21 protein-coding genes and 1 tRNA gene are annotated in these 21,908 nt (G+C 68.5%); 13 read left to right on the top strand and 9 right to left on the bottom strand.

Annotation, left to right across the window (positions count from 1 at the left end; translation table 11 throughout):
• The first annotated feature begins 296 nt into the window (after positions 1 to 296).
• Both ACFVXE_RS23375 and ACFVXE_RS23370 read left to right on the top strand, forming a co-directional pair.
• Positions 297 to 824, top strand: coding sequence for a peptidylprolyl isomerase (locus tag ACFVXE_RS23375; protein ID WP_389673733.1), 528 nt, complete (start codon positions 297 to 299; stop codon positions 822 to 824).
• Positions 825 to 979: 155 nt separating this feature from the next.
• The gene (locus tag ACFVXE_RS23370; protein WP_389673732.1) at positions 980 to 1,882 is read left to right on the top strand and encodes a rhomboid family intramembrane serine protease; all 903 of its coding nucleotides are present in this window, start codon (positions 980 to 982) and stop codon (positions 1,880 to 1,882) included.
• Between the two features lie 301 nt (positions 1,883 to 2,183).
• Here ACFVXE_RS23370 and crgA read toward each other — a convergent pair whose 3' ends face one another.
• Positions 2,184 to 2,438 carry a cell division protein CrgA gene (crgA, locus tag ACFVXE_RS23365; protein ID WP_277327263.1) on the bottom strand — a complete coding sequence of 85 codons (255 nt, stop codon included), beginning with the start codon at positions 2,436 to 2,438 and terminating at the stop codon, positions 2,184 to 2,186.
• A gap of 141 nt (positions 2,439 to 2,579) precedes the next feature.
• On the opposite strand from crgA, the gene ACFVXE_RS23360 reads away from it, so the two are divergent.
• The 5 genes from ACFVXE_RS23360 (at position 2,580) to ACFVXE_RS23340 (ending at position 6,459) form a co-directional block, all read left to right on the top strand.
• On the top strand, positions 2,580 to 3,347 hold the full coding sequence (locus ACFVXE_RS23360) for a DUF881 domain-containing protein (RefSeq protein ID WP_389673731.1): 768 nt from the start codon (positions 2,580 to 2,582) through the stop codon (positions 3,345 to 3,347).
• A gap of 184 nt (positions 3,348 to 3,531) precedes the next feature.
• Positions 3,532 to 3,714: a hypothetical protein gene (locus ACFVXE_RS23355; protein ID WP_389673729.1), complete on the top strand. Its 183-nt coding sequence runs from the start codon at positions 3,532 to 3,534 to the stop codon at positions 3,712 to 3,714.
• Positions 3,711 to 4,349 (top strand): aminodeoxychorismate/anthranilate synthase component II, encoded by a 639-nt coding sequence (locus tag ACFVXE_RS23350; protein ID WP_389673727.1) that lies wholly within the window; start codon positions 3,711 to 3,713, stop codon positions 4,347 to 4,349. The genes ACFVXE_RS23355 and ACFVXE_RS23350 overlap by 4 nt, the downstream gene beginning before the upstream one ends.
• On the top strand, positions 4,346 to 5,701 hold the full coding sequence (locus ACFVXE_RS23345) for a class E sortase (RefSeq protein ID WP_389673725.1): 1,356 nt from the start codon (positions 4,346 to 4,348) through the stop codon (positions 5,699 to 5,701). Before ACFVXE_RS23350 ends, ACFVXE_RS23345 begins: the two co-directional genes overlap by 4 nt.
• A gap of 26 nt (positions 5,702 to 5,727) precedes the next feature.
• Positions 5,728 to 6,459 carry a class E sortase gene (locus tag ACFVXE_RS23340; protein ID WP_389673724.1) on the top strand — a complete coding sequence of 244 codons (732 nt, stop codon included), beginning with the start codon at positions 5,728 to 5,730 and terminating at the stop codon, positions 6,457 to 6,459.
• A 309-nt stretch (positions 6,460 to 6,768) separates the two neighbouring features.
• Here the strand turns inward: ACFVXE_RS23340 and pknB are convergent, their stop codons facing one another.
• The 6 genes from pknB to ACFVXE_RS23310 form a co-directional block, all read right to left on the bottom strand.
• Positions 6,769 to 8,742: a Stk1 family PASTA domain-containing Ser/Thr kinase gene (pknB, locus tag ACFVXE_RS23335; RefSeq protein ID WP_389673722.1), complete on the bottom strand. Its 1,974-nt coding sequence runs from the start codon at positions 8,740 to 8,742 to the stop codon at positions 6,769 to 6,771.
• 167 nt (positions 8,743 to 8,909) lie between these two features.
• Entirely contained in the window at positions 8,910 to 10,364 is a 1,455-nt protein-coding gene (locus ACFVXE_RS23330) for a peptidoglycan D,D-transpeptidase FtsI family protein (RefSeq protein ID WP_389673720.1), read from the bottom strand.
• The gene (locus tag ACFVXE_RS23325) at positions 10,361 to 11,770 is read right to left on the bottom strand and encodes an FtsW/RodA/SpoVE family cell cycle protein (protein ID WP_389673718.1); all 1,410 of its coding nucleotides are present in this window, start codon (positions 11,768 to 11,770) and stop codon (positions 10,361 to 10,363) included. Before ACFVXE_RS23325 ends, ACFVXE_RS23330 begins: the two co-directional genes overlap by 4 nt.
• A 23-nt stretch (positions 11,771 to 11,793) precedes the next feature.
• Positions 11,794 to 13,299, bottom strand: a complete 1,506-nt coding sequence (locus ACFVXE_RS23320; RefSeq protein WP_389673716.1) for a Stp1/IreP family PP2C-type Ser/Thr phosphatase — start codon at positions 13,297 to 13,299, stop codon at positions 11,794 to 11,796.
• 129 nt (positions 13,300 to 13,428) lie between these two features.
• Positions 13,429 to 13,944, bottom strand: coding sequence for an FHA domain-containing protein (locus ACFVXE_RS23315; protein ID WP_389673714.1), 516 nt, complete (start codon positions 13,942 to 13,944; stop codon positions 13,429 to 13,431).
• 10 nt (positions 13,945 to 13,954) lie between these two features.
• A complete protein-coding gene (locus ACFVXE_RS23310; protein WP_389673713.1) occupies positions 13,955 to 14,824 on the bottom strand; it encodes an FhaA domain-containing protein in 870 nt (289 codons plus the stop codon).
• A gap of 318 nt (positions 14,825 to 15,142) precedes the next feature.
• On the opposite strand from ACFVXE_RS23310, the gene ACFVXE_RS23305 reads away from it, so the two are divergent.
• A tRNA-Leu gene (locus ACFVXE_RS23305) sits at positions 15,143 to 15,225 on the top strand.
• Between the two features lie 647 nt (positions 15,226 to 15,872).
• Here ACFVXE_RS23305 and ACFVXE_RS23300 read toward each other — a convergent pair.
• Positions 15,873 to 16,484, bottom strand: a complete 612-nt coding sequence (locus tag ACFVXE_RS23300; RefSeq protein ID WP_389673711.1) for an FMN-dependent NADH-azoreductase — start codon at positions 16,482 to 16,484, stop codon at positions 15,873 to 15,875.
• 130 nt (positions 16,485 to 16,614) lie between these two features.
• Between ACFVXE_RS23300 and ACFVXE_RS23295 the strand changes: the two genes are divergently transcribed.
• Positions 16,615 to 16,962: a winged helix-turn-helix transcriptional regulator gene (locus tag ACFVXE_RS23295; RefSeq protein ID WP_389673710.1), complete on the top strand. Its 348-nt coding sequence runs from the start codon at positions 16,615 to 16,617 to the stop codon at positions 16,960 to 16,962.
• Between the two features lie 124 nt (positions 16,963 to 17,086).
• Here the strand turns inward: ACFVXE_RS23295 and ACFVXE_RS23290 are convergent, their stop codons facing one another.
• Positions 17,087 to 17,548 (bottom strand): MarR family winged helix-turn-helix transcriptional regulator, encoded by a 462-nt coding sequence (locus ACFVXE_RS23290; RefSeq protein ID WP_389673708.1) that lies wholly within the window; start codon positions 17,546 to 17,548, stop codon positions 17,087 to 17,089.
• Between the two features lie 76 nt (positions 17,549 to 17,624).
• On the opposite strand from ACFVXE_RS23290, the gene ACFVXE_RS23285 reads away from it, so the two are divergent.
• The 4 genes from ACFVXE_RS23285 to ACFVXE_RS23270 all read left to right on the top strand — a co-directional run bounded on the left by ACFVXE_RS23285 (position 17,625) and on the right by ACFVXE_RS23270 (position 21,705).
• Positions 17,625 to 18,749 (top strand): hypothetical protein, encoded by a 1,125-nt coding sequence (locus tag ACFVXE_RS23285; RefSeq protein WP_389673707.1) that lies wholly within the window; start codon positions 17,625 to 17,627, stop codon positions 18,747 to 18,749.
• A gap of 134 nt (positions 18,750 to 18,883) precedes the next feature.
• A complete protein-coding gene (locus ACFVXE_RS23280; protein WP_389673705.1) occupies positions 18,884 to 20,335 on the top strand; it encodes a DUF2252 domain-containing protein in 1,452 nt (483 codons plus the stop codon).
• A 58-nt stretch (positions 20,336 to 20,393) separates the two neighbouring features.
• Complete coding sequence (locus ACFVXE_RS23275; RefSeq protein ID WP_389673703.1) at positions 20,394 to 21,314, top strand: J domain-containing protein; 921 nt, start codon at positions 20,394 to 20,396, stop codon at positions 21,312 to 21,314.
• 46 nt (positions 21,315 to 21,360) lie between these two features.
• Positions 21,361 to 21,705, top strand: coding sequence for a rhodanese-like domain-containing protein (locus ACFVXE_RS23270; protein WP_389673701.1), 345 nt, complete (start codon positions 21,361 to 21,363; stop codon positions 21,703 to 21,705).
• Positions 21,706 to 21,908 lie beyond the last annotated feature (203 nt).

The following is a 21,908-nucleotide window of genomic DNA, read 5'->3' as shown; positions in this document are numbered from 1 at the left end:
GCATGCGGGGCGGGCATCCGGGGCATCGGGGACGTTCCTACGAAACAGTCATGAGCGATATATCGGTGCAATGAGGTGCAAGGGGAGCTTGCCGACGACAATGCCACGGTTCGGTTCAGCACGCGCCGGTGCGTCACGCACTTGGCCTCTTTTGTTCCCGCGACGAGCGGCAGGCGGGCGGCGCGTAATCGGGCAAGAAGGTGAGCGATGTCCGTTCCCGGGTGCGGTCGGGCGACTCGGCGGATGGTCCGTGCGAGGATCGGTGGACGTCAGTGAAGACTTACGGAAGGCAGATCGTGGCCGAGCAGCTTTACGCCACCTTGAAGACCAACCAAGGCGACATCGAGATCCGGCTTCTGCCGAACCACGCGCCCAAGACGGTCAAGAACTTCGTCGAGCTCGCCCAGGGCGAGCGTGAGTGGACCCACCCCGCGACCGGCAAGAAGTCCACGGACAAGCTCTACGACGGCACCGTCTTCCACCGGGTCATCAGCGGCTTCATGATCCAGGGTGGGGACCCGCTGGGTAACGGCACCGGCGGCCCGGGCTACGAGTTCGCCGACGAGTTCCACCCGGACCTCAGCTTCAACAAGCCGTATCTGCTGGCCATGGCCAACGCCGGCCCGGGCACCAACGGCTCGCAGTTCTTCGTGACCGTCTCGCCCACCGCGTGGCTGACCGGCAAGCACACCATCTTCGGTGAGGTGACGGACGAGGCCAGCAAGAAGGTCGTGGACGCCATCGCGGGCGCCCAGACCAACGCGCGCACCGACCGCCCGGTGCAGGACGTGGTGATCGAGTCGGTCGCCGTCGAGAGCCGCTGATCGCCCGGGGTCACCGGACGATCACAGTCCGGTCCCCTTGTCCGGGAACCAACCGCCCTGCTTGTCCGTACTGGTTACATAGCGGACGAGCAGGGCGGCGCTGTCTGTGCTGCCCCCGTGACGACGACCGAGGGGACCAGGACGTGATGGGACCGATGGACGAGCATCCGCCCGGCGCCCGGGGCCAGTCGGCCGATGCCCGCGGTCCGCTCGGCTGCTACCGCCACCCGGGGCGTGACACGGGGATCCGCTGCACCCGCTGCGACCGTCCCATCTGCACCGAATGCATGGTCAGTGCCTCGGTCGGCTTCCAGTGCCCGGACTGCGTCCGGCAGGGATCCGGTACGGGACACGGCCCGGCTGCCAACCAGCCGCGCACCCTGGCCGGCGGCGCCGTCGCGGCCGACCCGCGACTGGTCACCAAGATCCTGCTCGGCCTCAATATCGCCCTGTTCATCCTGGTGAAGGTGAAGGGCGACTCGCTGGTCAACGACCTGCTGCTGCTCGGCCGGGCCAATTTCTACTTCGGCGGCCCACCGGAAGGCGTCGCGGAGGGTCAGTGGTACCGGCTGGTGACGTCGATGTTCCTGCACCAGGAGGTGTGGCACATCGCGTTCAACATGATGGGGCTGTGGTGGCTCGGCGGTCCGCTGGAGGCAGCGCTCGGCCGCGCCCGCTATCTCGCGCTCTATCTGCTCTCCGGTCTGGCAGGCAGCGCGCTCACTTATTGGCTCGCCGATCCGACCCAGGGCTCGCTCGGAGCCTCCGGTGCCATTTTCGGACTGCTCGGCGCCACCGCCGTACTCATGCGCCGGCTCAACTACGACATGCGGCCGGTCTTCGCGCTCCTCGCGCTGAACCTGGTCTTCACGTTCAATCCGTGGGGCGGCATCGCCTGGCAGGCGCACGTCGGCGGCCTGGTCGCCGGCACGGTGATCGCCATCGCCATGGTCCATGCACCACGTGGACGGCGTGCGCTGGTGCAGTACGGCACCTGTGCACTGGTCCTGGCGGTGACGGTCGTCATCGTGGTCGCCAGAACCGCCGCGCTGACCTGATCAGGGGCCGGAACGGGCGGGTCGCGCGGCCTTCCCGGGCCAGTTGTCCACAGTGTGCACACGATCTTGTGCATTCCGTAGGAACAACTGTGCCCCTTGTCGCTGAGCTGGGTTTTTCCAGCAAGGACAAGGGGCGTGCCACCACTCGACGAGGGTGGCTGCAGTCACACCGGCGTCAACACCCCGGAGGTTATCCACAGATCGTCTGACCTTTTCCCCCGCCTGTGGATAACGCTGTGGGTAACTCAGGGCAAGGGTTGCGGTACCGGGACCGGCTGTGGTTCTGCCGGCGCGTTACCGGCTACTTCCACTGTGTGGAGACGCCGAAGCCGCCGGCGATGAAGCCGAAGCCGACGACGATGTTCCAGTTCCCCAGCGCCTTGATGGGCAGGTCGCCGTCGGTCACATAGAAAACGACGATCCAGGCCAGACCGATCAGGAAGAACGCCAGCATCACCGGCGCCACCCAACTGCGGTTGGTCAGCTTTATGTTGGTTGCCTGCTTCGCCGGGGGCGGCGTGAAGTCGGCCTTCTTGCGGATACGTGACTTCGGCACGAGGAACTCTCCTGTCGATGCGCTGCGTGACCGCGCAGGGAACTGTGGCTGGCGCCGGGGCAGGGCGCAAGGGGGAATGCTGCCTCCCCGGGGCGTCCGTTAGCGTAGTGCTTCCGTGGCGCTGAAGGAGATAAGGGTACGTTGAGCAATTCTGCCGACTCTCCCCCCGGGCCGGTCCGCCGCATCTTCCGGCACCCGGTCAGGGTGCTCACCGCTGCCGTCTTCGCCCTTGCCGGACTGATCTTCGTCACCAGCGCCAACACGGCCAAGGGCACCAACATCCGCACCGACTCGTCGCTGCTGAAGCTCTCGGACCTGATCCAGCAACGCAGTGAGAAGAACGCGGGGCTCGACGATTCCAACGCATCCGTGCGTGAGGACATCGATGCCCTGGCCCAGCGCGACGACGGCAGCAGCAAGGCCGAGGACGCCAGGCTCGCGGCACTGGAGCGGGCAGCGGGCACCACGAAGATCTCCGGCCGGGCCGTCGCCGTCACGCTCGACGACGCTCCGCCGAACGCCACGGCGAACCCCGGGTACCCCGATCCGCAACCCAATGACCTGGTCATTCACCAGCAGGACCTGCAGGCGGTGGTCAACGCCCTCTGGCAGGGTGGCGCCCGCGGCATCCAGGTCATGGACCAGCGGCTGATCTCCACCAGCGCCGTGCGCTGCGTGGGCAACACCCTGATTCTTCAGGGCCGGGTCTACTCGCCGCCGTACAAGATCACCGCAGTCGGCGACCCGGACCGGCTCAAGAAGGCTCTCGACGGGTCCTCGGCGATCCGGAACTACCTGCTGTACGTGAAGGCCTACGGGCTCGGGTGGAAGGTCGACGAGCACCAGGCGGTGACTCTTCCCGGCTACTCGGGCACGGTGGATCTCCACTATGCGAAGCCGGTGAAGTAGCGAGCGGTTCACGGCGCCGGCCCGGTGATCGGCAGGATCCGCGGCGGACCGGGGAGCCGGCTCCCGGGGCGCCTCCCGGCGTGACGCAGCCTGTGACGCACGGCAGGCCTGCGGCTTTCCACAGCTGACCCACGTCTCCGCCTCAGCCCTTTAGTCTGGTCCCGTACCGAATGGAGGGGACAGCATGTACGGCTGGATCTGGCGGCATCTGCCGGGCAACGTGTGGGTGCGCGGGCTCATTTCGCTCGTACTGGCACTCGCCGTCGTCTATGTGCTTTTCCAGTACGTCTTCCCGTGGGCCGAGCCGCTGCTTCCCTTCGGTGACGTGACGGTCGACGGCACGAGCGGAACGGGGACCGGCCAGTGAGCGCCCGCATCCTTGTCGTCGACAACTACGACAGCTTCGTCTTCAACCTCGTCCAGTACCTCTACCAGCTCGGCGCCGAGTGCGAGGTGCTGCGCAACGACGAGGTGACCCCGGCACACGCGCAGGACGGCTTCGACGGAGTCCTGCTCTCACCCGGCCCCGGCACGCCCGAACAGGCGGGTGTCTGCATCGAGATGGTGCGTCACTGCGCCGCGACCGGTGTCCCGGTCTTCGGCGTCTGCCTCGGCATGCAGTCGATGGCCGTGGCGTACGGCGGTGTGGTGGACCGCGCCCCCGAGCTGCTGCACGGCAAGACATCCGCGGTGACCCACGAGGGCCGCGGTGTCTTCGCCGGACTGCCTTCCCCGTTCACCGCGACCCGGTACCACTCGCTCGCCGCCGAACCGGAGACGATCCCGCAGGAGCTGGAGGTCACAGCGCGTACGGCCGACGGCATCATCATGGGTCTGCGCCACCGGGAACTGGCCGTGGAGGGCGTGCAGTTCCATCCGGAGTCGGTCCTGACCGAGTACGGCCACCTGATGCTGGCCAACTGGCTGGTGCGATGTGGTGACACGGGAGCCGTCGCGAGGTCGGAGGGGCTCGCGCCGGTGGTGGGCAAGGCCGTCGCGTGACCGCACTCCGTCCCGAGCACGACACCGGAGAGGAAGGCCCGTACGAGCAGCGAGCGTACGAGGTCACGGGCGCGTTCGAGGCGGCAGTCGACCAGCTCGCGGACCCGCTGAACGATCCGCTGCCGGGACAGCACGCCGTGCCGAGGTCCTGGGCGGATGATGTCCCGACGGAGGCAGCGGCTGCCGGTGGGGCGCGGGGACGGCACCGGCAAGCACCTTCACAGGCGTCACACGGGCCCCAGGGGGCCCAGGGGACGCCGAGTGAGTGGTACGACCCCGAAGGGTACGAGCGGGACTGGTACGGGCAGCAGGGGCCCGTCGCGGCGCCTCGGCCCGAGCCGCTCCCCCTCAGTGACGAGACGGTCGCCCTGCGGACGGCGGCACCCAGGCGCCCGGTCGACCCGACGGTGCCGGTTCCGTCACCGCGGGCGGAGCCGGAGTACGAGGCGGAGCCTGCCGGAATCCCGGACTCCGGGCCGCTGACCGCTGTGCTCGAACCACAGACCGCGGAGCCCGAACCGCAGCCGGGACCTCCCACCGGCGGTCGCGCCGAGCGGCGGCGCGCCGCCAAGGGGCGCGGACGGCGGCGAGGCGGATCGCAGCAGGGGACCACGTCGGCAGCAGCGGCGGAGGGGAGGCCGCTGTCGCGCGTCGAGGCGCGGCGTGCGGCCCGCGCCGCCAAGGACAGCCCCGCCGTGGTCGCCAGCAGGGTCATGGGCGAGCTGTTCATCTCGCTGGGTGTGCTGATGCTGCTGTTCGTCACGTATCAGCTGTGGTGGACCAATGTGCGCGCCGGCCAGATCGCCGGGAACGAGACGCACAAGATCCAGGACGACTGGGCGAAGGGCCGTAAACCAGGGGTGTTCGAACCGGGACAGGGCTTCGCCATCATCCACATCCCGAAACTGGACGTGGTCGCGCCGATCGCCGAGGGCACCAGCAAGGAGAACGTCCTGGACCGCGGCATGGTCGGTCACTACGGCCAGGCCCCGCTCAAGACGGCGATGCCGTCGGCCGCGCAGGGTAACTTCGCGCTGGCCGGCCACCGCAACACGCACGGCGAACCGTTCCGCTACATCAACCGGCTGCGCAAGGGTGACCCGATCGTGGTCGAGACGCAGGACGCGTACTACACGTACGTGATGACCAGCGTCCTTCCCCAGACGTCGCCGGCCAATGTCTCGGTGATCGGCCCGGTACCGCCGGGTTCCGGTTTCACCAAGCCCGGCCGGTACATCACACTGACGACCTGTACGCCGGAATTCACGAGTACGTACCGGTTGATCGTCTGGGGCAAGATGGTCGACGAACGGCCGCGCAGCAAGGGGAAGCCCGACGCGCTCGTCGGCTGAACATCATCACGACAGGGGCGGGTGCGGTGGCAGCGAGGACCCAGCAGCACGAAGAGCAGACCGACCTGCCCATGCCCCCGGTGCGGAGCAGGGAACGCCATCGCGTCGCGGCCGCCGTCAGTGTCTTCGGTGAGCTTCTGATCACCGCGGGTCTGGTGCTGGGTCTCTTCGTCGTCTACTCCCTCTGGTGGACGAACGTGCTGGCCGACCGCGAGGCCGTGAAGCAGGGCCACACCGTCCGCAGCCACTGGGCGGATGCGCCGGGCGCCCTCGACACCAAGGACGGCATCGGCTTCCTGCACGTCCCCGCGATGAAGAACGGCGAGGTGCTCGTCAAGAAGGGCACCGACACCGAGAACCTGAACGACGGCATCGCGGGCTACTACACGGACCCGGTGAAGTCGGCTCTTCCCTGGGACGAGCAGGGCAACTTCACGCTCGCGGCGCACCGCGACGGGCACGGGGCGAAGTTCCACAACATCGACAAGGTGAAGACGGGCGACGCGATCGTCTTCGAGACCAAGGACACCTGGTACGTCTACAAGGTCTTCAAGGAGCTTCCCGAGACGTCGAAGTACGACGTCGACGTGCTCCAGCCGGTCCCCAAGGGGTCGGGCAGGAAGAAGCCGGGCCGGTACATCACGCTGACGACCTGCACGCCGGTCTTCACATCGAGGTATCGCTACATCGTGTGGGGTGAACTGGTGCGTACGGAGAAGGTCGACAAGGACCGTACGGCCCCGGCGGAGCTGCGCTGACCCCAGGACGGACATGGCCCGAAGCCGCAACTTCCTTTTGCGGCTTCGGGCCTCTCTACGTCCGGTGGACTCATCGCCGTCGTCACATGCATGCCGTCCGGCAGTAACGACAGCACCTTGACCCTGTCCAACGCTTCCGTCTGCTCCCCGATGCTTGCTCGTAGAGCCCTCGGCTCCAGCAGTGCTGCATCGTTGATCACGTTCATGTCCTTTCGGCTCGTCTCGGATGCCGGCGCGAGCTGGCGCGCACAGCAAAAGGCCCCGGTCACCTTGCGGTGCCGGGGCCCTCGTGGTCGTGCGGTTCGGGGGTCAGTTCCGTGAGCCGGACGGGCCGCCGAAGATGTTTCCGCCACCTGCCACGGTGGTCAGAGTGATCGGAGTGTTCTTGGCGACGGACTGACCGGCCTGCGGCTGAACCTGAAGGACCCTCGCCTGGTCGTCCTGGGGGCCGTTGATCGCGCCGATCTGCAGTCCGGCTGCCAGGATCGCGGTCTTGGCGTCTCCGAGCTTCTGCCCCTGAACTGCGGGTACCGGGACCTGTTCGGGCTGCGCCGGGCCCTTGGAGACCGTCAGGACGATCTGGGTGTCCTTCGGCTTCTTGCTCGGTTCAGGGTTCTGGGCGATGACCTCGCCCGCCGGCTTGTCCGATTCGGCTTCGGTCTTCGAGACGTTCTGGAAGCCGACACCGTTGAGCTGTGCGACGGCTGCGTCGTACTGCTTGCCGATCACGTCGGGGACGTCCTGAGTGGCCTGCTTGGCGACCGTGATCTTGACCTCGGACTCCCGTTCGGCCTTGGCGCCGCCCTTGGGGTTCTGGTCGAGAACGGTGCCGGGTTCGGCGTCGGACGACTCGCTCTGCACGACCTGCACCGAGAAGCCCTTGTCCTCCAGGGTCTTGCGGGCGTCGTCCTCGGACTGGTTCGTGACGTCCGGGACTTCGACCTTCGGCGCACCGGTGGAGACGACGACCGTGACGGTCTCGTTCTGCTCCATCTGCCCGTCCTTGGGCATCTGGCTGCAGATCTTGCCCTTGGGCTGGTCCTCGCAGGGTTTGCGCGAGCCGACCTTGAGGAGGACGCCGGCGTTCTTCGCGAGGTCTCTCGCGTCGTCCACGGTCGAACCGACCATGTTCGGCACGTCGACCTTGCCGTTGTCGCCGCTGCCGCCGCCGAAGACGGACTTGCCGATCAGGATCGCGCCGATCAGCACCAGAATGCCCGCGACGATCAGCAGGATCGTCGAGGTGTTGCTCTTCTTCTGGCGGCGCCGGTCCGGTCGCTCGTCGTACCCGTAGCCGCCGTCCTCCGGGTTGACCGGCGGCAGCATGGAGGTCTGGGCGCTGTTCGGATCGGATGCGCGCAGCGCGGTGGTGGGACGGTCGTTGCCGTACCCGTCGTAGCCGCCGTAACCGGCTGCACCCATTGCGGCGGTGGCCGCGACCGGCTGGCCGTCGAGGCAGGCCTCGATGTCGGCGCGCATCTCGTCGGCCGACTGGTAGCGGTAGTCCGGGTCCTTGACCAGGGCCTTCAACACGATCGCGTCCATTTCGGGCGTGATCTCGGGGTCGAAGTTGCTGGGCGTCTGCGGTTCTTCCCGTACGTGCTGGTAGGCGACCGCGACGGGCGAGTCCCCGATGAACGGGGGCCGGACCGTCAGCAGCTCGTAGAGGAGGCAGCCCGTGGAGTACAGGTCGGAGCGTGCGTCGACCTGCTCGCCCTTGGCCTGCTCCGGGGAGAGGTACTGGGCGGTGCCGATGACGGCCGACGTCTGGGTCATCGTCATGCCGGAGTCGCCCATGGCGCGGGCGATGCCGAAGTCCATGACCTTGACCTGGCCGGTGCGCGTCAGCATGACGTTCGCCGGCTTGATGTCGCGGTGGACGATGCCGGCGCGGTGCGAGTACTCCAGTGCCTGGAGGATCCCGACCGTCATTTCGAGGGTGCGCTCGGGCAGCAGTTTGCGGCCGGAGTGCAGGAGCTCTCTGAGCGTCGACCCGTCGACGTACTCCATCACGATGTACGGGATGGAGACCCCGTCGACGTAGTCCTCGCCGGTGTCGTACACGGCGACGATTGCCGGGTGATTGAGCGAGGCGGCGGACTGGGCCTCACGGCGGAACCGGGCCTGGAAGGACGGGTCGCGGGCGAGATCGGTCCGCAGCGTCTTCACAGCGACGGTGCGGCCGAGCCGGGTGTCGTGCGCGAGGTAGACCTCGGCCATGCCACCACGGCCGAGCACCGAGCCCAGCTCGTACCGGCCGCCGAGGCGACGCGGCTCTTCCATAACTGTTCCAGCCCTCTCCGTCAGTCCCGACCGCACCGGTGTGTGGTCCGGCGGTGTGCTGTTCGCGCATACGCTACCGGCCAGGTACTACCTGATCGGCCCACAGCCGTGAGCTGATATCTGACCGGTATCCCAATGTGCAGGTATGGCACCCGATGTGACGGGCGTCACCTCTTGTTGATGACTGCCTCCATCACGGCCTTGGCGATCGGAGCGGCGAGGCCGCCACCGGAGATGTCGTCCCGGTTGGCCTGGCCGTCCTCGACCACCACGGCCACGGCGACGGGCGAGCCGCTGCTGGTCTTCGCGTACGAGATGAACCACGCGTACGGCTTCTCGCTGTTGTTGAGGCCGTGCTGGGCCGTACCGGTCTTGCCGCCGACGGTGACGCCGTTGATGAGCGACTTGGTTCCGGTGCCGCTCTTGACGACGGTCTCCATCATCTGCTGGAGCTTCTGTGCGTTCTCGGGGGAGAGCGGACGGCTGAGCTCCTCTTTCTCGTGCGTGTAGATCACGTCGAGATTGGGCGCCTGGCGCTCGGCCACCATGTACGGCTGCATGAGCTTTCCGTCGTTGGCGACCGCGGAGGCGACCATGGCCATCTGGAGGGGGGTGGCCCGGTTGGACGCCTGGCCGATGCCGGCCATGGCGTTCTGCGGACGGTTGTCCTTCGGGTAGATGCTGGCGTCGGCGCGGACCGGGGTGAAGATTTCCTTGTTGAAGCCGAACTTGGCGGCCTCGTCCATCATCTTCTGGTTGCCCAGGTTGTCGCTGATCTTGCCGAAGACGGTGTTGCACGACATCCGCAGCGCCTCCCGGAGCGAGGCGTTCTCGCACGGGATGTTGCCCTCGTTCTGCAGGACGGTGGTCGACTGCGGAAGCCGGTACGGCAGCGGGGAGTCCGTCTTGCTGTCGATGTCGGTGTAGAGGCCGTTCTCGAGCGCTGCGGCGGCGGTGACGACCTTGAAGGTCGAGCCGGGCGGGTACGTCTCGCGCAATGCCCGGTTGAGCATCGGCTTGTCCTTGTCCTTCAGGAGCTTCTGCCATGCCTCGGTGTCCGAGTCGGAGTTGCCCGCGAAGGTGGAGGGGTCGTACGAGGGGGTGCTGGCGAGGGCCAGGATGGCCCCGGTCTGCGGGTCGAGCGCGGCGACGGCGCCCTTCTTGTTGCCCAGCCCCTCGAAGGCGGCCTTCTGGGCGGCGGCGTTCAGGGTGGTGACGACGTTGCCGCCCTGCTTCTTCTCACCGGTGAACATCGACAGGGTGCGGTCGAAGAAGAGCTGGTCGTCGTTGCCGGTGAGGATGCCGTCCTCGAGCTTTTCCAGCTGTGAGGCGTCGAAGGCCTGCGAGGAGTAGCCGGTCACGGGAGCCCACATGGGGCCGTTCTTCCAGGACCGCTTGTACGTGAAGTCGCTGTTCTTGGTCTTGACCGAGCTGGTCACCGGGTTGCCGTCGACGATGATGTCGCCGCGTTCGTGGGCGTAGCGCTCGATGCGGACGCGGCGGTTCTCGTCGCGGGTGTTGAGCTCGTCCGCGCGGACGTACTGGAGGTAGTTGGTCCGCGCGAGGAGGGCGAGGATGAGGACGCCGCAGAAGATGGCGATCCGGCGCAGGGGCTTGTTCACGGTCGGACCACCTGGGTCATTTCGGCGTCGGAGGACGGGGCCGGGGCCGGCGCGGGGCGCCGGGCGGTGTCGCTGATCCGGATCAGGACGCCGATCAGGGCCCAGTTGGCGATGACGGACGAGCCGCCGGCCGCGAGGAACGGCATCGTCATACCGGTCAGCGGGATGAGCCCCATGACACCGCCGGCGACGACGAAGACCTGGATCGCGAACGCGCCGGAGAGACCGATCGCGAGCAGCTTCCCGAACGGGTCGCGGGCGGCGAGGGCGGTGCGCACACCGCGCTCGACGATCAGACCGTAGATCAGCAGGACGGCCATCATTCCGGCGAGACCGAGCTCCTCGCCGACGGTGGAGAGGATGAAGTCGGCGTTGGCCGCGAAGCCGATCAGGTCGGAGTTGCCCTGGCCCCAGCCGGTGCCCAGGGTGCCGCCGGAGCCGAACGACATCAGGGACTGGGCGATCTGGTCGGAGTGGGCCATGGTCTTGTCCCCGAAGGGGTCGAGCCAGGCGTCCACGCGCTGCTGGACGTGCGGCTCGAAGGTGGCGACGCCGACGGCGCCGGCCGCGGACATCAGCAGACCGAAGACGATCCAGCTGGTGCGTTCCGTCGCGACGTACAGCATGATCACGAAGAGGCCGAAGAACAGCAGCGACGTGCCCAGGTCGGTCTCGAAGACCAGGATCAGGATCGACAGTGCCCAGATGACGAGGATCGGTCCGAGGTCACGGCCGCGGGGCAGGTACAGGCCCATGAAGCGGCGGCTGGCGAGGGCCAGGGCATCACGCTTCACCATCAGATAGCCGGAGAAGAAGATCGCGATGATGATTTTCGCGAACTCGCCGGGCTGGATGGAGAACGGGCCGATGCTGATCCAGATCTTGGCGCCGTACACCGCGGGGAAGAACATCGGCGCAATCAGCAGCGCCAGCGCCACGACCATGGAGATGTACGTGTAGCGCTGCAGGATCCGGTGGTCCTTGAGCACGAGCAGTACGGCGACGAACAGGGCGACGCCGATCGCGGAGTACAGCAGCTGCTTGGGGGCGTCGGGGGTGAACGAGCCGAACTGGGCCTTGGCCGTCCGGATCAGTTTGGGCGACTGGTCCAGGCGCCAGATCAGCACCAGGCCGAGCCCGTTGAGCAGGGTCGCCAGTGGCAGCAGCAACGGATCCGCGTACGGAGCGAACTTGCGCACCACGAGGTGGGCGACGCCGCCGAGCAGGATCAGGCCGAGCCCGTATCCGAGCATGCCGGAGGGCAGTGTGCCGTCCATGGCAAGGCCGACATTGGCGTACGCGAACACCGAGATGGCGATGGCGAAGACCATCAGGCCGAGTTCGGTGTTGCGACGGCTCGGTGCGTCGATCGCGCCGATCGTGGTCGTATTGGTGACAACGCTCATGGTGCTGAAGGCCCCCTACGGCTTTACTGCTTACCGCACTGCGGGACCAGCTTCTTCTCTTCCTCCGAGAGGCTGGGGCCGGGAGTGGGAGTCGCTGTGGTCGGCTTGGTCTTGGTGGTGCCGGACGAGGTGGACGTCTTGGAGACGTCCGAACCGGTGCCGCCGGCTTCGCTCTCGTCGGCGCGGGCCTTGGTCGCAGCCTCGGCCGCGCGACGCTGCGCGTCCTTCCTGCAGGCGGATGCCTGGGTCGAGAGCTCGCTGATCTTCTCGCGGGCGTCGGCCAGGTTGCCCTCGGCGATGGTCGCCTCCACCTGCTTGCGCTGGTAGGGCGGGAGGTACTTGAGTTCGATCTCGGGGTGCTCCTTCTCGACCTTGGAGAGGGAGACCCATGCGAGGTCCTGGCTGATGCCGCGGAACAGTGCGACGTGTTCGTTCTTCGCGCCCACGTAGAACTGGTTCTGCGTCCAGCGGTAACCGCCGTACAGACCGCCGCCGATGACGGCCAGCGAGAGCACGATGTAGAACGAGCGCTTCAGCCACTTGCGGCCGCCGCCGGGCTTGACGAAGTCGTCGTCGGTGTAGGCGCCGAAGGCGCCGTCCGGCATTCCGCCGTAGCCGGCCCCGTCGCCGCTTCCGGGCGGCCCGAAGCCGCCCGCGGGCGGTGGCACGGGGCGACCGAGACCGGCGGCGCGGCCGGCCGGGGTCGTCATGGCGTCGCCGTCGTTCAGCTGGGCGGCCTGGTTCTCGGCGACCGCGCCGACGATGACCGGGGTGTCGTTGAGCTGCCCGGCCAGGGTGTCGTTGCTGTCCACGTCGAGGACGTCGGCGACGATGCAGGTGATGTTGTCGGGGCCGCCGCCGCGCAGGGCGAGCTGGATGAGCTCCTGGATGGTCTCCTGCGGGCCCTGGTAGCTGGCGAGGGTCTCCTCCATCGTCTGGTGGGAGACGACACCGGAGAGACCGTCGGAGCAGATCAGGTAACGGTCACCGGCCCGGACCTCCCGGATGGAGAGATCGGGCTCGACGTGGTCGCCGCTGCCCAGCGCGCGCATCAGCAGGGAGCGCTGCGGGTGGGTGGTGGCTTCCTCCTCGGTGATCCGGCCCTCGTCGACGAGCCGCTGCACCCAGGTGTGGTCCTGTGTGATCTGGGTCAGTACGCCGTCGCGCAGCAGGTACGCGCGGGAGTCGCCGACGTGCACCAGGCCGAGTCGCTGACCGGTCCAGAGCAGGGCGGTGAGCGTGGTGCCCATGCCCTCCAGCTGGGGGTCCTCCTCGACCATCATGCGCAGTTGGTCGTTGGCCCGCTGGACCGCCGTACCGAGCGAGGTGAGGATGTCGGAGCCCGGCACGTCGTCGTCGAGCTGGACGAGCGTGGAGATCACCTCGGAGCTGGCGACCTCGCCGGCTGCCTGGCCGCCCATGCCGTCGGCGATGGCGAGAAGGCGCGGACCGGCGTAGCCGGAGTCCTCGTTGCCTTCCCGGATCATGCCCTTGTGCGATCCGGCGGCGAAGCGCAGGGACAGACTCATGCGCACCTCGCCCGTCGGCTCGGGGTACAGCCGGTCTCGCGCCACACTGCCCACCCTCCGGTCGGGAGCCGGGCCGGGTCCGTTGCCCGGACCGCCGCGGCTCGCTCGCTCCGCTCGCTCATTGTCGTACTACTTCCGCAGCTCGATGACGGTCTTGCCGATCCGGATCGGCGCGCCCAGCGGAACGGGCGTCGGGGTGGTGAGACGGGTCCGGTCGAGATACGTGCCGTTGGTGGACCCGAGATCCTCGACGATCCACTGGCCGTCACGGTCGGGGTAGATCCTGGCATGCCTGCTGGACGCGTAGTCGTCGTCCAGCACGATCGTTGAATCGTGGGCCCGGCCCAGGGTGATGGTCTGTCCCTGGAGCGCCACCGTGGTGCCGGTGAGGGTGCCCTCGGAGACGACCAGCTTTGTGGGTGCCCCCCGGCGCTGGCGGCCGGGCTGCTGGCGTTGCTGCGGCGGTGCCGCAGCGGTTTGGCGTGCCTGTTGGGGCCGTGCGTCGGTCGCAGCGCGGCGTGAGCCGCGTTGCGTGACGCGCGTTCCGAACAGGTCGCTGCGGATGACCTGAACGGCCACGATCACGAACAGCCACAGAACAGCCAGGAAACCTAGCCGCATGACCGTAAGGGTCAGCTCTGACATTGCCCCCGCTTCACCCTTCGGCTTGCCGGTAAACGATGGTGGTGCTGCCCACGACGATCCGCGAGCCGTCGCGGAGCGTAGCGCGGGTTGTGTGCTGCCCGTCCACCACGATGCCGTTGGTGGACCCGAGATCCTGGATCGTCGAGGGCGTTCCGGTCCGGATCTCACAGTGCCGGCGGGATACGCCGGGGTCGTCGATCCGCACGTCGGCGTCGGTGCTGCGTCCCAGCACCAGCGTCGGGCGGGAGATCTGATGGCGGGTGCCGTTGATCTCGATCCAGCGCCGCACCTGCGCGCCGGGCACGGGGCCGGGCGCGGCCGGCGGGCGCCGGTCTGCGGTGTGTGCTCCGGGGCGGCCGCTGCCCGGCGGCGGGGCCGCGGGCATGGGCGGGACGGAGCTGGGCGGGTAGCCGTAGCCGCCGGTGGGCTGCGGGGCGGCGGGCCGTCCCTGTCCCGGCTGGCCGGCCTGTCCCTGTGGGGCCTGCTGGCCGCCCTGCTGCGAGGAGCTCGAAGCAAGGGTGCGGCTGCGGACGCGGTAGAGCCCGGTGTCGAGGTCCTCCGCCTTCTCCAGGTGGACCTTGATCGGTCCCATGAAGGTGTAGCGCTGCTGCTTGGCGTAGTCCCTGACCAGGCCGGAGAGTTCGTCGCCGAGCTGGCCGGAGTACGGGCTCAGACGCTCGTAGTCCGGGGCACTGAGCTCGACGATGAAGTCGTTGGGGACCACGGTCCGCTCGCGGTTCCAGATCGTTGCGTTGTTGTCGCACTCGCGCTGGAGGGCACCCGCGATCTCGACGGGCTGGACCTCGGACTTGAACACCTTGGCGAAGGTGCCGTTGACCAGACCTTCGAGACGCTGCTCGAAACGCTTCATGACTCCCATGGGGCACCTCCTCCGTCGTTCTCGTCCCTGTACTGCTTACTGATCGTATCCACGCGTCGGGAAATCGGCTGGTTCCCCTTGTCTGCCCAGTGGATGAGTGTCACCCCTCACACGGATCGTAGAGGCGGCCGCTCAGAACAGTGTCCCGCACCATCGGCGCACTGAGGAGGAGTGGGGGCGGCCGTTCGGCGTTCCCGCTTCCCGTCTTCAGCTCCACAAAACAACGGATGTGAATCCACCCTGTCCAGCGTGCTAATCTTCCGTTTGTCGCCAGGCGCTCACACAAACAAGTGAGAGGGTCTGGAAGCACCACTCAATGCGCGAGTGGCGGAACGGCAGACGCGCTGGCTTCAGGTGCCAGTGTCCTTAGGGACGTGGGGGTTCAAATCCCCCCTCGCGCACAAGAAAGAAGCCCCACAGGCCAACGGCCTGTGGGGCTTCTTCGTTCCCTGAACGTTCTTCTTCGCGTCGGGCGTGGCGGTCCCGCCCGGGCCGGCTGCGACGGGGTTCCGCCCTCGGAGCCGTCGGTCGTCGGCGCTCCACTGCGGCAGGCACCGGAGCCGGGCGGGACGGGCGAGCGGCCGGCGGGGGCTGCACGGGCGGAAACGGCCTGTCGACGGGGCGGCGTGCACCGGCTGGGAGAGAGGGAGGACAACGCCGGGAGTGATCGTGCTCACTGAATCCGGGATCGGGACGGTGTCCCGCGGACCCGGGGCCGGCAGATACCGGATTTCCTTCTCCGGCGGATTTCCGGTCAGGTGCGACGCACCCTGCGGAGCCGGTCGCTGCGCTGCGGGCTGCGGACAGTCGGCGATGCGTGCCCTCGGCGGGACGGTGACGTTGCGGGGGTGTAGCGGCGTGGCGACGAGCGGCGGCACTCGCGGGGGTGCAAACCGCTGCGGAGTCTTTGTCTGTGGGCGGCATGCCGCAGTGAGTTGTTTCACGTGAAACGCCCCATAGGGGGCGTTCCTGTGAGGTGGGAAGGGGCCGGGGCCCGCGGGTGGGGTGATCGGCCTTCGTGGGCCCCGGTGGCCTTCCGTCGTGCGGCTCAGGCAGCGAGGCGGGCGGCGAGGGCCTTGGCCTTCTCCTCGGCATCGGTGAGTGCCTTGCTGCGGGAGGCCTCGGCGAGCGGGATGAGTTCGGCCATCGCGGGGTTCACGTGAGCCAACGTCAGCTCGGGCACGATGAAGTCGATCTCGGCACCGAACATGCTCGACAGCAGCTTCTCCAGGTAGTTCTGGACGAACTCGGAGTCCGCGCGCGGGGTGCCCGGCGCGTAGGAGCCGCCGCGGCTGGCGACGACGGTGATCGGGGTGCCTGCCACGGGGCTGTCGGGGCCCGCGTTGTGGCCGACGATGATCACCTGGTCCAGCCATGCCTTCAGGGTGGACGGGATGGAGAAGTTGTACATCGGCGCGCCGATCAGCACGGCATCCGCCGCCGCCAGTTCGGCAGCGAGCTCGCCGCGCAGCGGGTCCCCGGCGCCGGCGGCGGCCGCAGCGGCATCCAGGTGGGGCAGCGGGTTCGCGGCGAGGTCGCGGTAGACGACCTGTCCGTCCGGGTGCTGCTCAACCCACGTCTTGACGAAAGCCGCCGTGACCTCGCGCGATGCGGAGCCCTGGGGGAAGACGGCTGAGTCGATGTGCAGAAGCGTGGCCATGGGGGGTCTCCACGGATATCTAGGGGCGTGCCCGGCCTGAGTGGCGGGCAACTTTTTTTGTACGTACCTAGTAATAACATAGGTGCTTACTAATCATAAGCCCCTCACTGCGACGCAGTACTCTTGGCACATGGCGGACCACAGCGAGCAGGCGTGTCGACGGGTCGACGTGAGCATCACGCGTGTCTTCGAGCTGTTCGGAAAGCGCTGGACGGGCCCGATCGTCTCCGTACTGATGCAGCAGCCGGTGCACTTCGCCGATCTGCGGCGGGCGATCCCGGGTATCAGTGAGCGCATGCTCTCGGACCGGCTGACCGAGCTCGGTGCCGCCGGGCTGGTCGTGCGCGAGGTCGACGAGGGGCCGCCGCTCCGTGTCTCGTACCGCCTGACGCAGGCCGGTGCCGCCATGGAGCCCGCACTCCAGGAGCTGGCGCTCTGGGCGAAGACACACCTCGAAGGCGGCGGGGGCGACTGTTAGGGCCTCGTTCGGATCACGCCGGGCTCGCCTGCCCCGGTGCCTGATCCGTCCCGATCCGAACGATGGGGCCCCGGGGCCGCCGGCGCGGGGTGGAGAACTTCCGGGCGTCGTCGACCGGCGGTGGCTACTGAGGTGTGTTCCGGGCGTCCTTCCCGCCCGTTGAGTTGTAGCGCACCAGGTGCGCCGAGAACTGTGCGAGATCGTCTGCGGTCCACTCCGCGAGGCGCTCCTGGAAAGCCGCGTGACGGCTGGCCTGTGCCGACGCGAGGGCCCGGGTTCCGGACTCGGTGGGGTGCAGCACCTGGATGCGATGGTCCGCGGGGTCCGGGTGGCGCTCGACGAGTCCGAGTTTCTCCAGCGCGCGGACCTGCCGGCTGACCGTCGATTTGTCGAGCATGTAGTGCGCAGCCAGATCCGTTGCCCGGCATCCCTGCAGGTCGTCGATGTGTGCCAGCAGCGTGTACGAGACCAGCGGCAGCTCCGGATGGACGCGGGCCGCGGCGGCGCGCGAACGGCGTGCGAACGCAGTCAGCTCGCGCTCGATGACGTTCAGTGACTCTTCGCGTTCCTTGTGGCTGTCCGGCACGGGCTCACCTTTCCGAAATTTCAGTTGTATAGTACAACGGAAAGATGAGTTGTAAAAGCCAACCATTGGAGTCCTGATGTCCACCGGCCCGAGTGTCGCTCCCGGCTCCACCGCCGCAGCGCTGCGCCATGTGCTGAGCCATCTCGTCACGCCGCTGCTGATGTGCGTAGGGATGGGGCTCGCCTACCTGGGGGCGTTCCACGCCCCGGAACCGCACGACCTGCGGGTGGACGTGGTCGGATCGGGGCCGAGCGCCCAGGTGCTCGCACAGACGCTGCAGAACAAGGGTGACGGCGCGCTCAGCGTGCGTACCGTGCCCGACCGGCACACCGCCGTCGACCACCTGAGGACGCAGGCGAGTTACGGCGCCTATCTGCCCGGGAAGCACCCCGAACTGCTGGTGGCCTCCGCCTCGTCCGACACCTCCGCCACGGTGGCGGAGAAGATCTTCACGAAGGTGGCGGCCGGACAGGGCGCCCCGCTGAAGGTGACGGACACCGCACCGACCTCGGAAGGCGATCCGACCGGTCAGGGAATCTTCTTCCTTCTGGTCGCGGTGAGCATCGGGTCGTACGCATCGGTCGCGGTGATCGGAGGCGCGGGAGCCGCGCTGCCGCTGCGGCTCAGGGCGGCGCTGGCCATCGGCGCGTCGCTGGTGGTGAGCGTGATCGGGGCAGTGTTCGCGGGACCGTTGTTCGGCCTGGTGGACCAGGGCCTCGGTGGTGTCTGGGCGATGGCGTGGCTGTACTCGGCGGGCATCCTGCTGATCGGCGTGGGGCTGCACACCTTCCTCAAGCGGTGGACCACGCTCGGCGTGATGGTGTTGTTCGTGATGCTCAACTTCACCAGTTCCGGCGGCATCTTCCGCCCCGAACTGCAGCCCGGCTTCTTCGGTTCGCTGCACGCGTTCTGGAACGGTGCGGGCTTCGTCGAGGGCGTGCGGAGCCATGTCTACTTCGGCGGACACGCGCTCGGCGGGCATGTGCTGGTGATTGCGCTCTGGTTCGTGGTGGGTCTGGCCGCGATGGGAGCGGCCGGGCTGGCGGAGGGGAAGCGGCGGAGGATCGCCGAGGAGCCCGGGGACGTCGGCGCTGCCCGGCACCGTGCCGCGTCCGGGAGCCGGCCGGTGACGGAGCGTCGGGCCGAGGCCGAGGCGAGGGAGGAGCTGGAGGAGGAGCTCGAGGAGTCCGTCGGCGTCTGACCAGGGAGGGCATCGTCCACAGGCGTCCGTCCTGTTTTCCACAGGGGCAGACGGCTGTCGGCGGACGGCGGTACCGTCGACGGCAGTTGATGTTGGACAAGTACGCCGGTCGAAGGTGGGGGAGGCTGCGCGCCATGAGTGGGTTCGAAGCAACGGTGCCGGTGCAGCGGGTTGCGACGGGTGGGCCGCGCATTCCCGCTGTTCCCGGGTTCGCGCGGCGCACCGCCGTGACGGTGTCGGGCACGCCGCAGTCGCCGAGGGCTGCGGGCAAGGCGCTGCGCGACCGGGTGCCCAGGACCTCGCACGACTCCCTGATCCTTCCGCCGGGCCGGCCCGACGCCGTTCAGGCGGTCGAGGAGTCGAGCCGGGGCCGGGTGCCCGGTCTCGCGCCGATCCGGGTGGGGCGGATGGCCGCCACACCGTTCGCGTTCCTGCGGGGTTCGGCCGGACTGATGGCCCACGACCTGATGGACACACCCGTGACGGGGGTCGGTGCCCAGCTCTGCGGGGACGCGCACGCGGCCAATTTCGGGCTGTACGGGGACGCGAGGGGCAGCCTGGTCATCGATCTGAACGACTTCGACGAGACCGTGTTCGGTCCGTGGGAGTGGGATCTCAAGCGGCTCGCCACGTCGCTGGTGCTCGCGGGGCGGGAGGCCGGTGCCGACGAGGACACCTGCCGGCAGGGCGCGTACGACACGGTGGGGGCGTACCGGAGGACGATGCGGCTGCTGGCCAGACTGCCCGCACTCGACGCCTGGAATGCCATCGCCGACGAGGAACTCGTCTCGCACACAGATGCGCGGGACCTGCTCGGCACGCTGGAACGGGTCTCGCAGAAGGCCCGCAACAACACCAGTGCCCGTTTCGCCGCCAAGTCCACGGAGGAGACCGAGGACGGCGGGCGCCGCTTCGTCGACGCACCGCCGGTGCTGCGGCGGGTACCGGATGCGGAGGCCGCGGCGGTGGCGGCGGGACTGGGCGAATATCTGGGCACGATCTCGGAGGACCGCACGCCGCTGTTGGCGCGGTACGCGATCCATGATGTGGCGTTCCGTGTCGTCGGTACGGGGAGCGTCGGCACCCGGTCGTATGTGGTGCTGCTGCTCGATCACCGGGGCGAGCCCTTGGTGCTGCAGGTGAAGGAGGCGCGGCCCTCCGCACTGGCGCCGTACCTTCCCGCCGTCGGGTTCGAAGTACCGGAGGTGGCGCACGAAGGGCGCCGGGTGGTGCTCGGACAGAAGCGGATGCAGGTGGTCAGCGACATGTTGCTGGGCTGGGCGACCGTGGAGGGGCGGCCCTTCCAGGTACGGCAGTTCAGGAACCGCAAGGGCAGTGTGGACCCGGCGGCGCTGGCGGCCGACCAGGTCGACGACTACGGGCGGATGACGGGCGCGCTGCTGGCGAGGGCCCATGCCCACAGTGCCGACCCACGGCTGATCGCGGGCTACTGCGGGAAGAACGACGAGCTGGACGAGGCGGTGGCGAGCTTCGCGGTGACGTATGCGGACCGTACGGAGGCGGACCACGCGGAGCTGGTGCGGGGCGTCGGATCGGGACGAATAGCGGCCGAGCTCGGGGTGTGAGGGCCGTTCCGCCGACCGCGCGTCCTCGGGCTGTGCGCCGGGGCCATACGCTGGACGGGTGACCCACGAAGCGGCCGGGGCGCCGACCACCCGGAACGACGATGACCGGCAGGACAACGACCGGCAGCACGAGCAGCACGAGCAGCAGGGCCTGCGGGCCGATGCCGATGGGGGCATCGGGGCCGACGGTGCTGCTGCCGACGCGGCGCGTCCCGAGGCGCGGCTGGCGAAGGCCGTGCGGGTGGCTGAGCAGGCGCTGATCGAGTTCGAGATCGCGGTGGAGACCTTCCGGGTCGAGGTCGAGAATTTCTCCCGGCTGCACCACCAGAAGCTCGGCCCGATGTACGCACGCCTCGACGAGCTCGACGCCCAGATCGCGGAGGCACGGGCCGCGCGGTCCGGTGATCCCGAGGACCTGCGGAAGGCGCAGGAGGCCCGGGCGCTCGTGATGCCGATGCCGGGCATCGACGAGCTGTTCCACGACTGGCTCGACTCCGACGGGTTGTCCCCCGAGGCGGCGGCGATGCTGACCGAGCAGCCGGTACGGCCGCCCAAGCGCGTCCGGCCGACCGAGGAGGCGCGCAAGCTCTACCGCGAGCTGGCACGCAAGGCGCACCCGGATCTCGCCCAGGACGAGACGGAGCGGGCGCGCCGTGAGGAGTTCATCACTCGCGTCAATGCCGCTTATGGACGTGGGGACGAGGTCCTGCTGAGGGAACTGGCGGAGGAGTGGGCGGCGGGCCCGGTGGCGCCGCAGACGGAGCTCAGCGAGAGCGAGGAGCTCTATGCCCGGCTGAACTGGCTGACGCAGCGCAAGGAGTTGCTGACGGTGCTCGCCCAGGAGCTGGAGGAGGGTGCGATCGGGGCGATGCTGCGGATGGCGCCCGACGATCCGGACCGACTGCTCGACGACATCGCCGAACAGCTGCTGGGCGAGGTATCCCAGCGTGAGGCGGAGCTCGCGGGGCTGGTGCAGTAGCGTTTCCGGTAAGTCCGGAGCGTATGTACGAGAGAAGGCATGACCCATGAATTTCGCCCCGCTGCCCTCGGTGGATGTTGCGGCGGTGCCGTCGGACGGCCTCGTGCTGGACGTCCGGGAGAACGACGAATGGGCGGCCGGGCATGTCGATGGTGCTCTGCACATTCCGATGAGTGACTTCGTCAGCCGCTTCGGTGAGCTGACCGAAGCAGCGGATGACGGTCGGCGCGTCCATGTGATGTGCCGGGTCGGCGGCAGGTCCGCCCAGGTCACTCAGTACCTGGTCCAGCAGGGCATCGACGCCGTGAACATCGACGGCGGGATGCTCGCCTGGGACGGTGCGGGGCGCCCGATGGTCACCGACAACGGCAGCCCGGCCTTCGTTCTCTGATCCGGTCGGGCACCCATGGAGCGGCCGGCCCGGCGCCGAACGTGGGCCGTAGCCGAGCCGGTGAGCGGCCGGGCTTGTCGCCCGGCGCCTCCTCGTGCCTCACGGTCCGGGCGGAGCGCGGGCCTGGTCCGGGGCGCCAGGCGTGGCGTCGGGGCAGCGGTACTCGGCATGCGCACCCGAGCCGTCGTGCAGATGCCAGGTCG

Origin of the sequence: Streptomyces sp. NPDC058231 (genome assembly GCF_042882275.1) — a bacterium.
Lineage (GTDB): Bacteria > Actinomycetota > Actinomycetes > Streptomycetales > Streptomycetaceae > Streptomyces.
The sequence above is the reverse complement of the archived record's forward strand: the minus strand, read 5'-3'. Positions and strand labels throughout refer to the sequence as shown.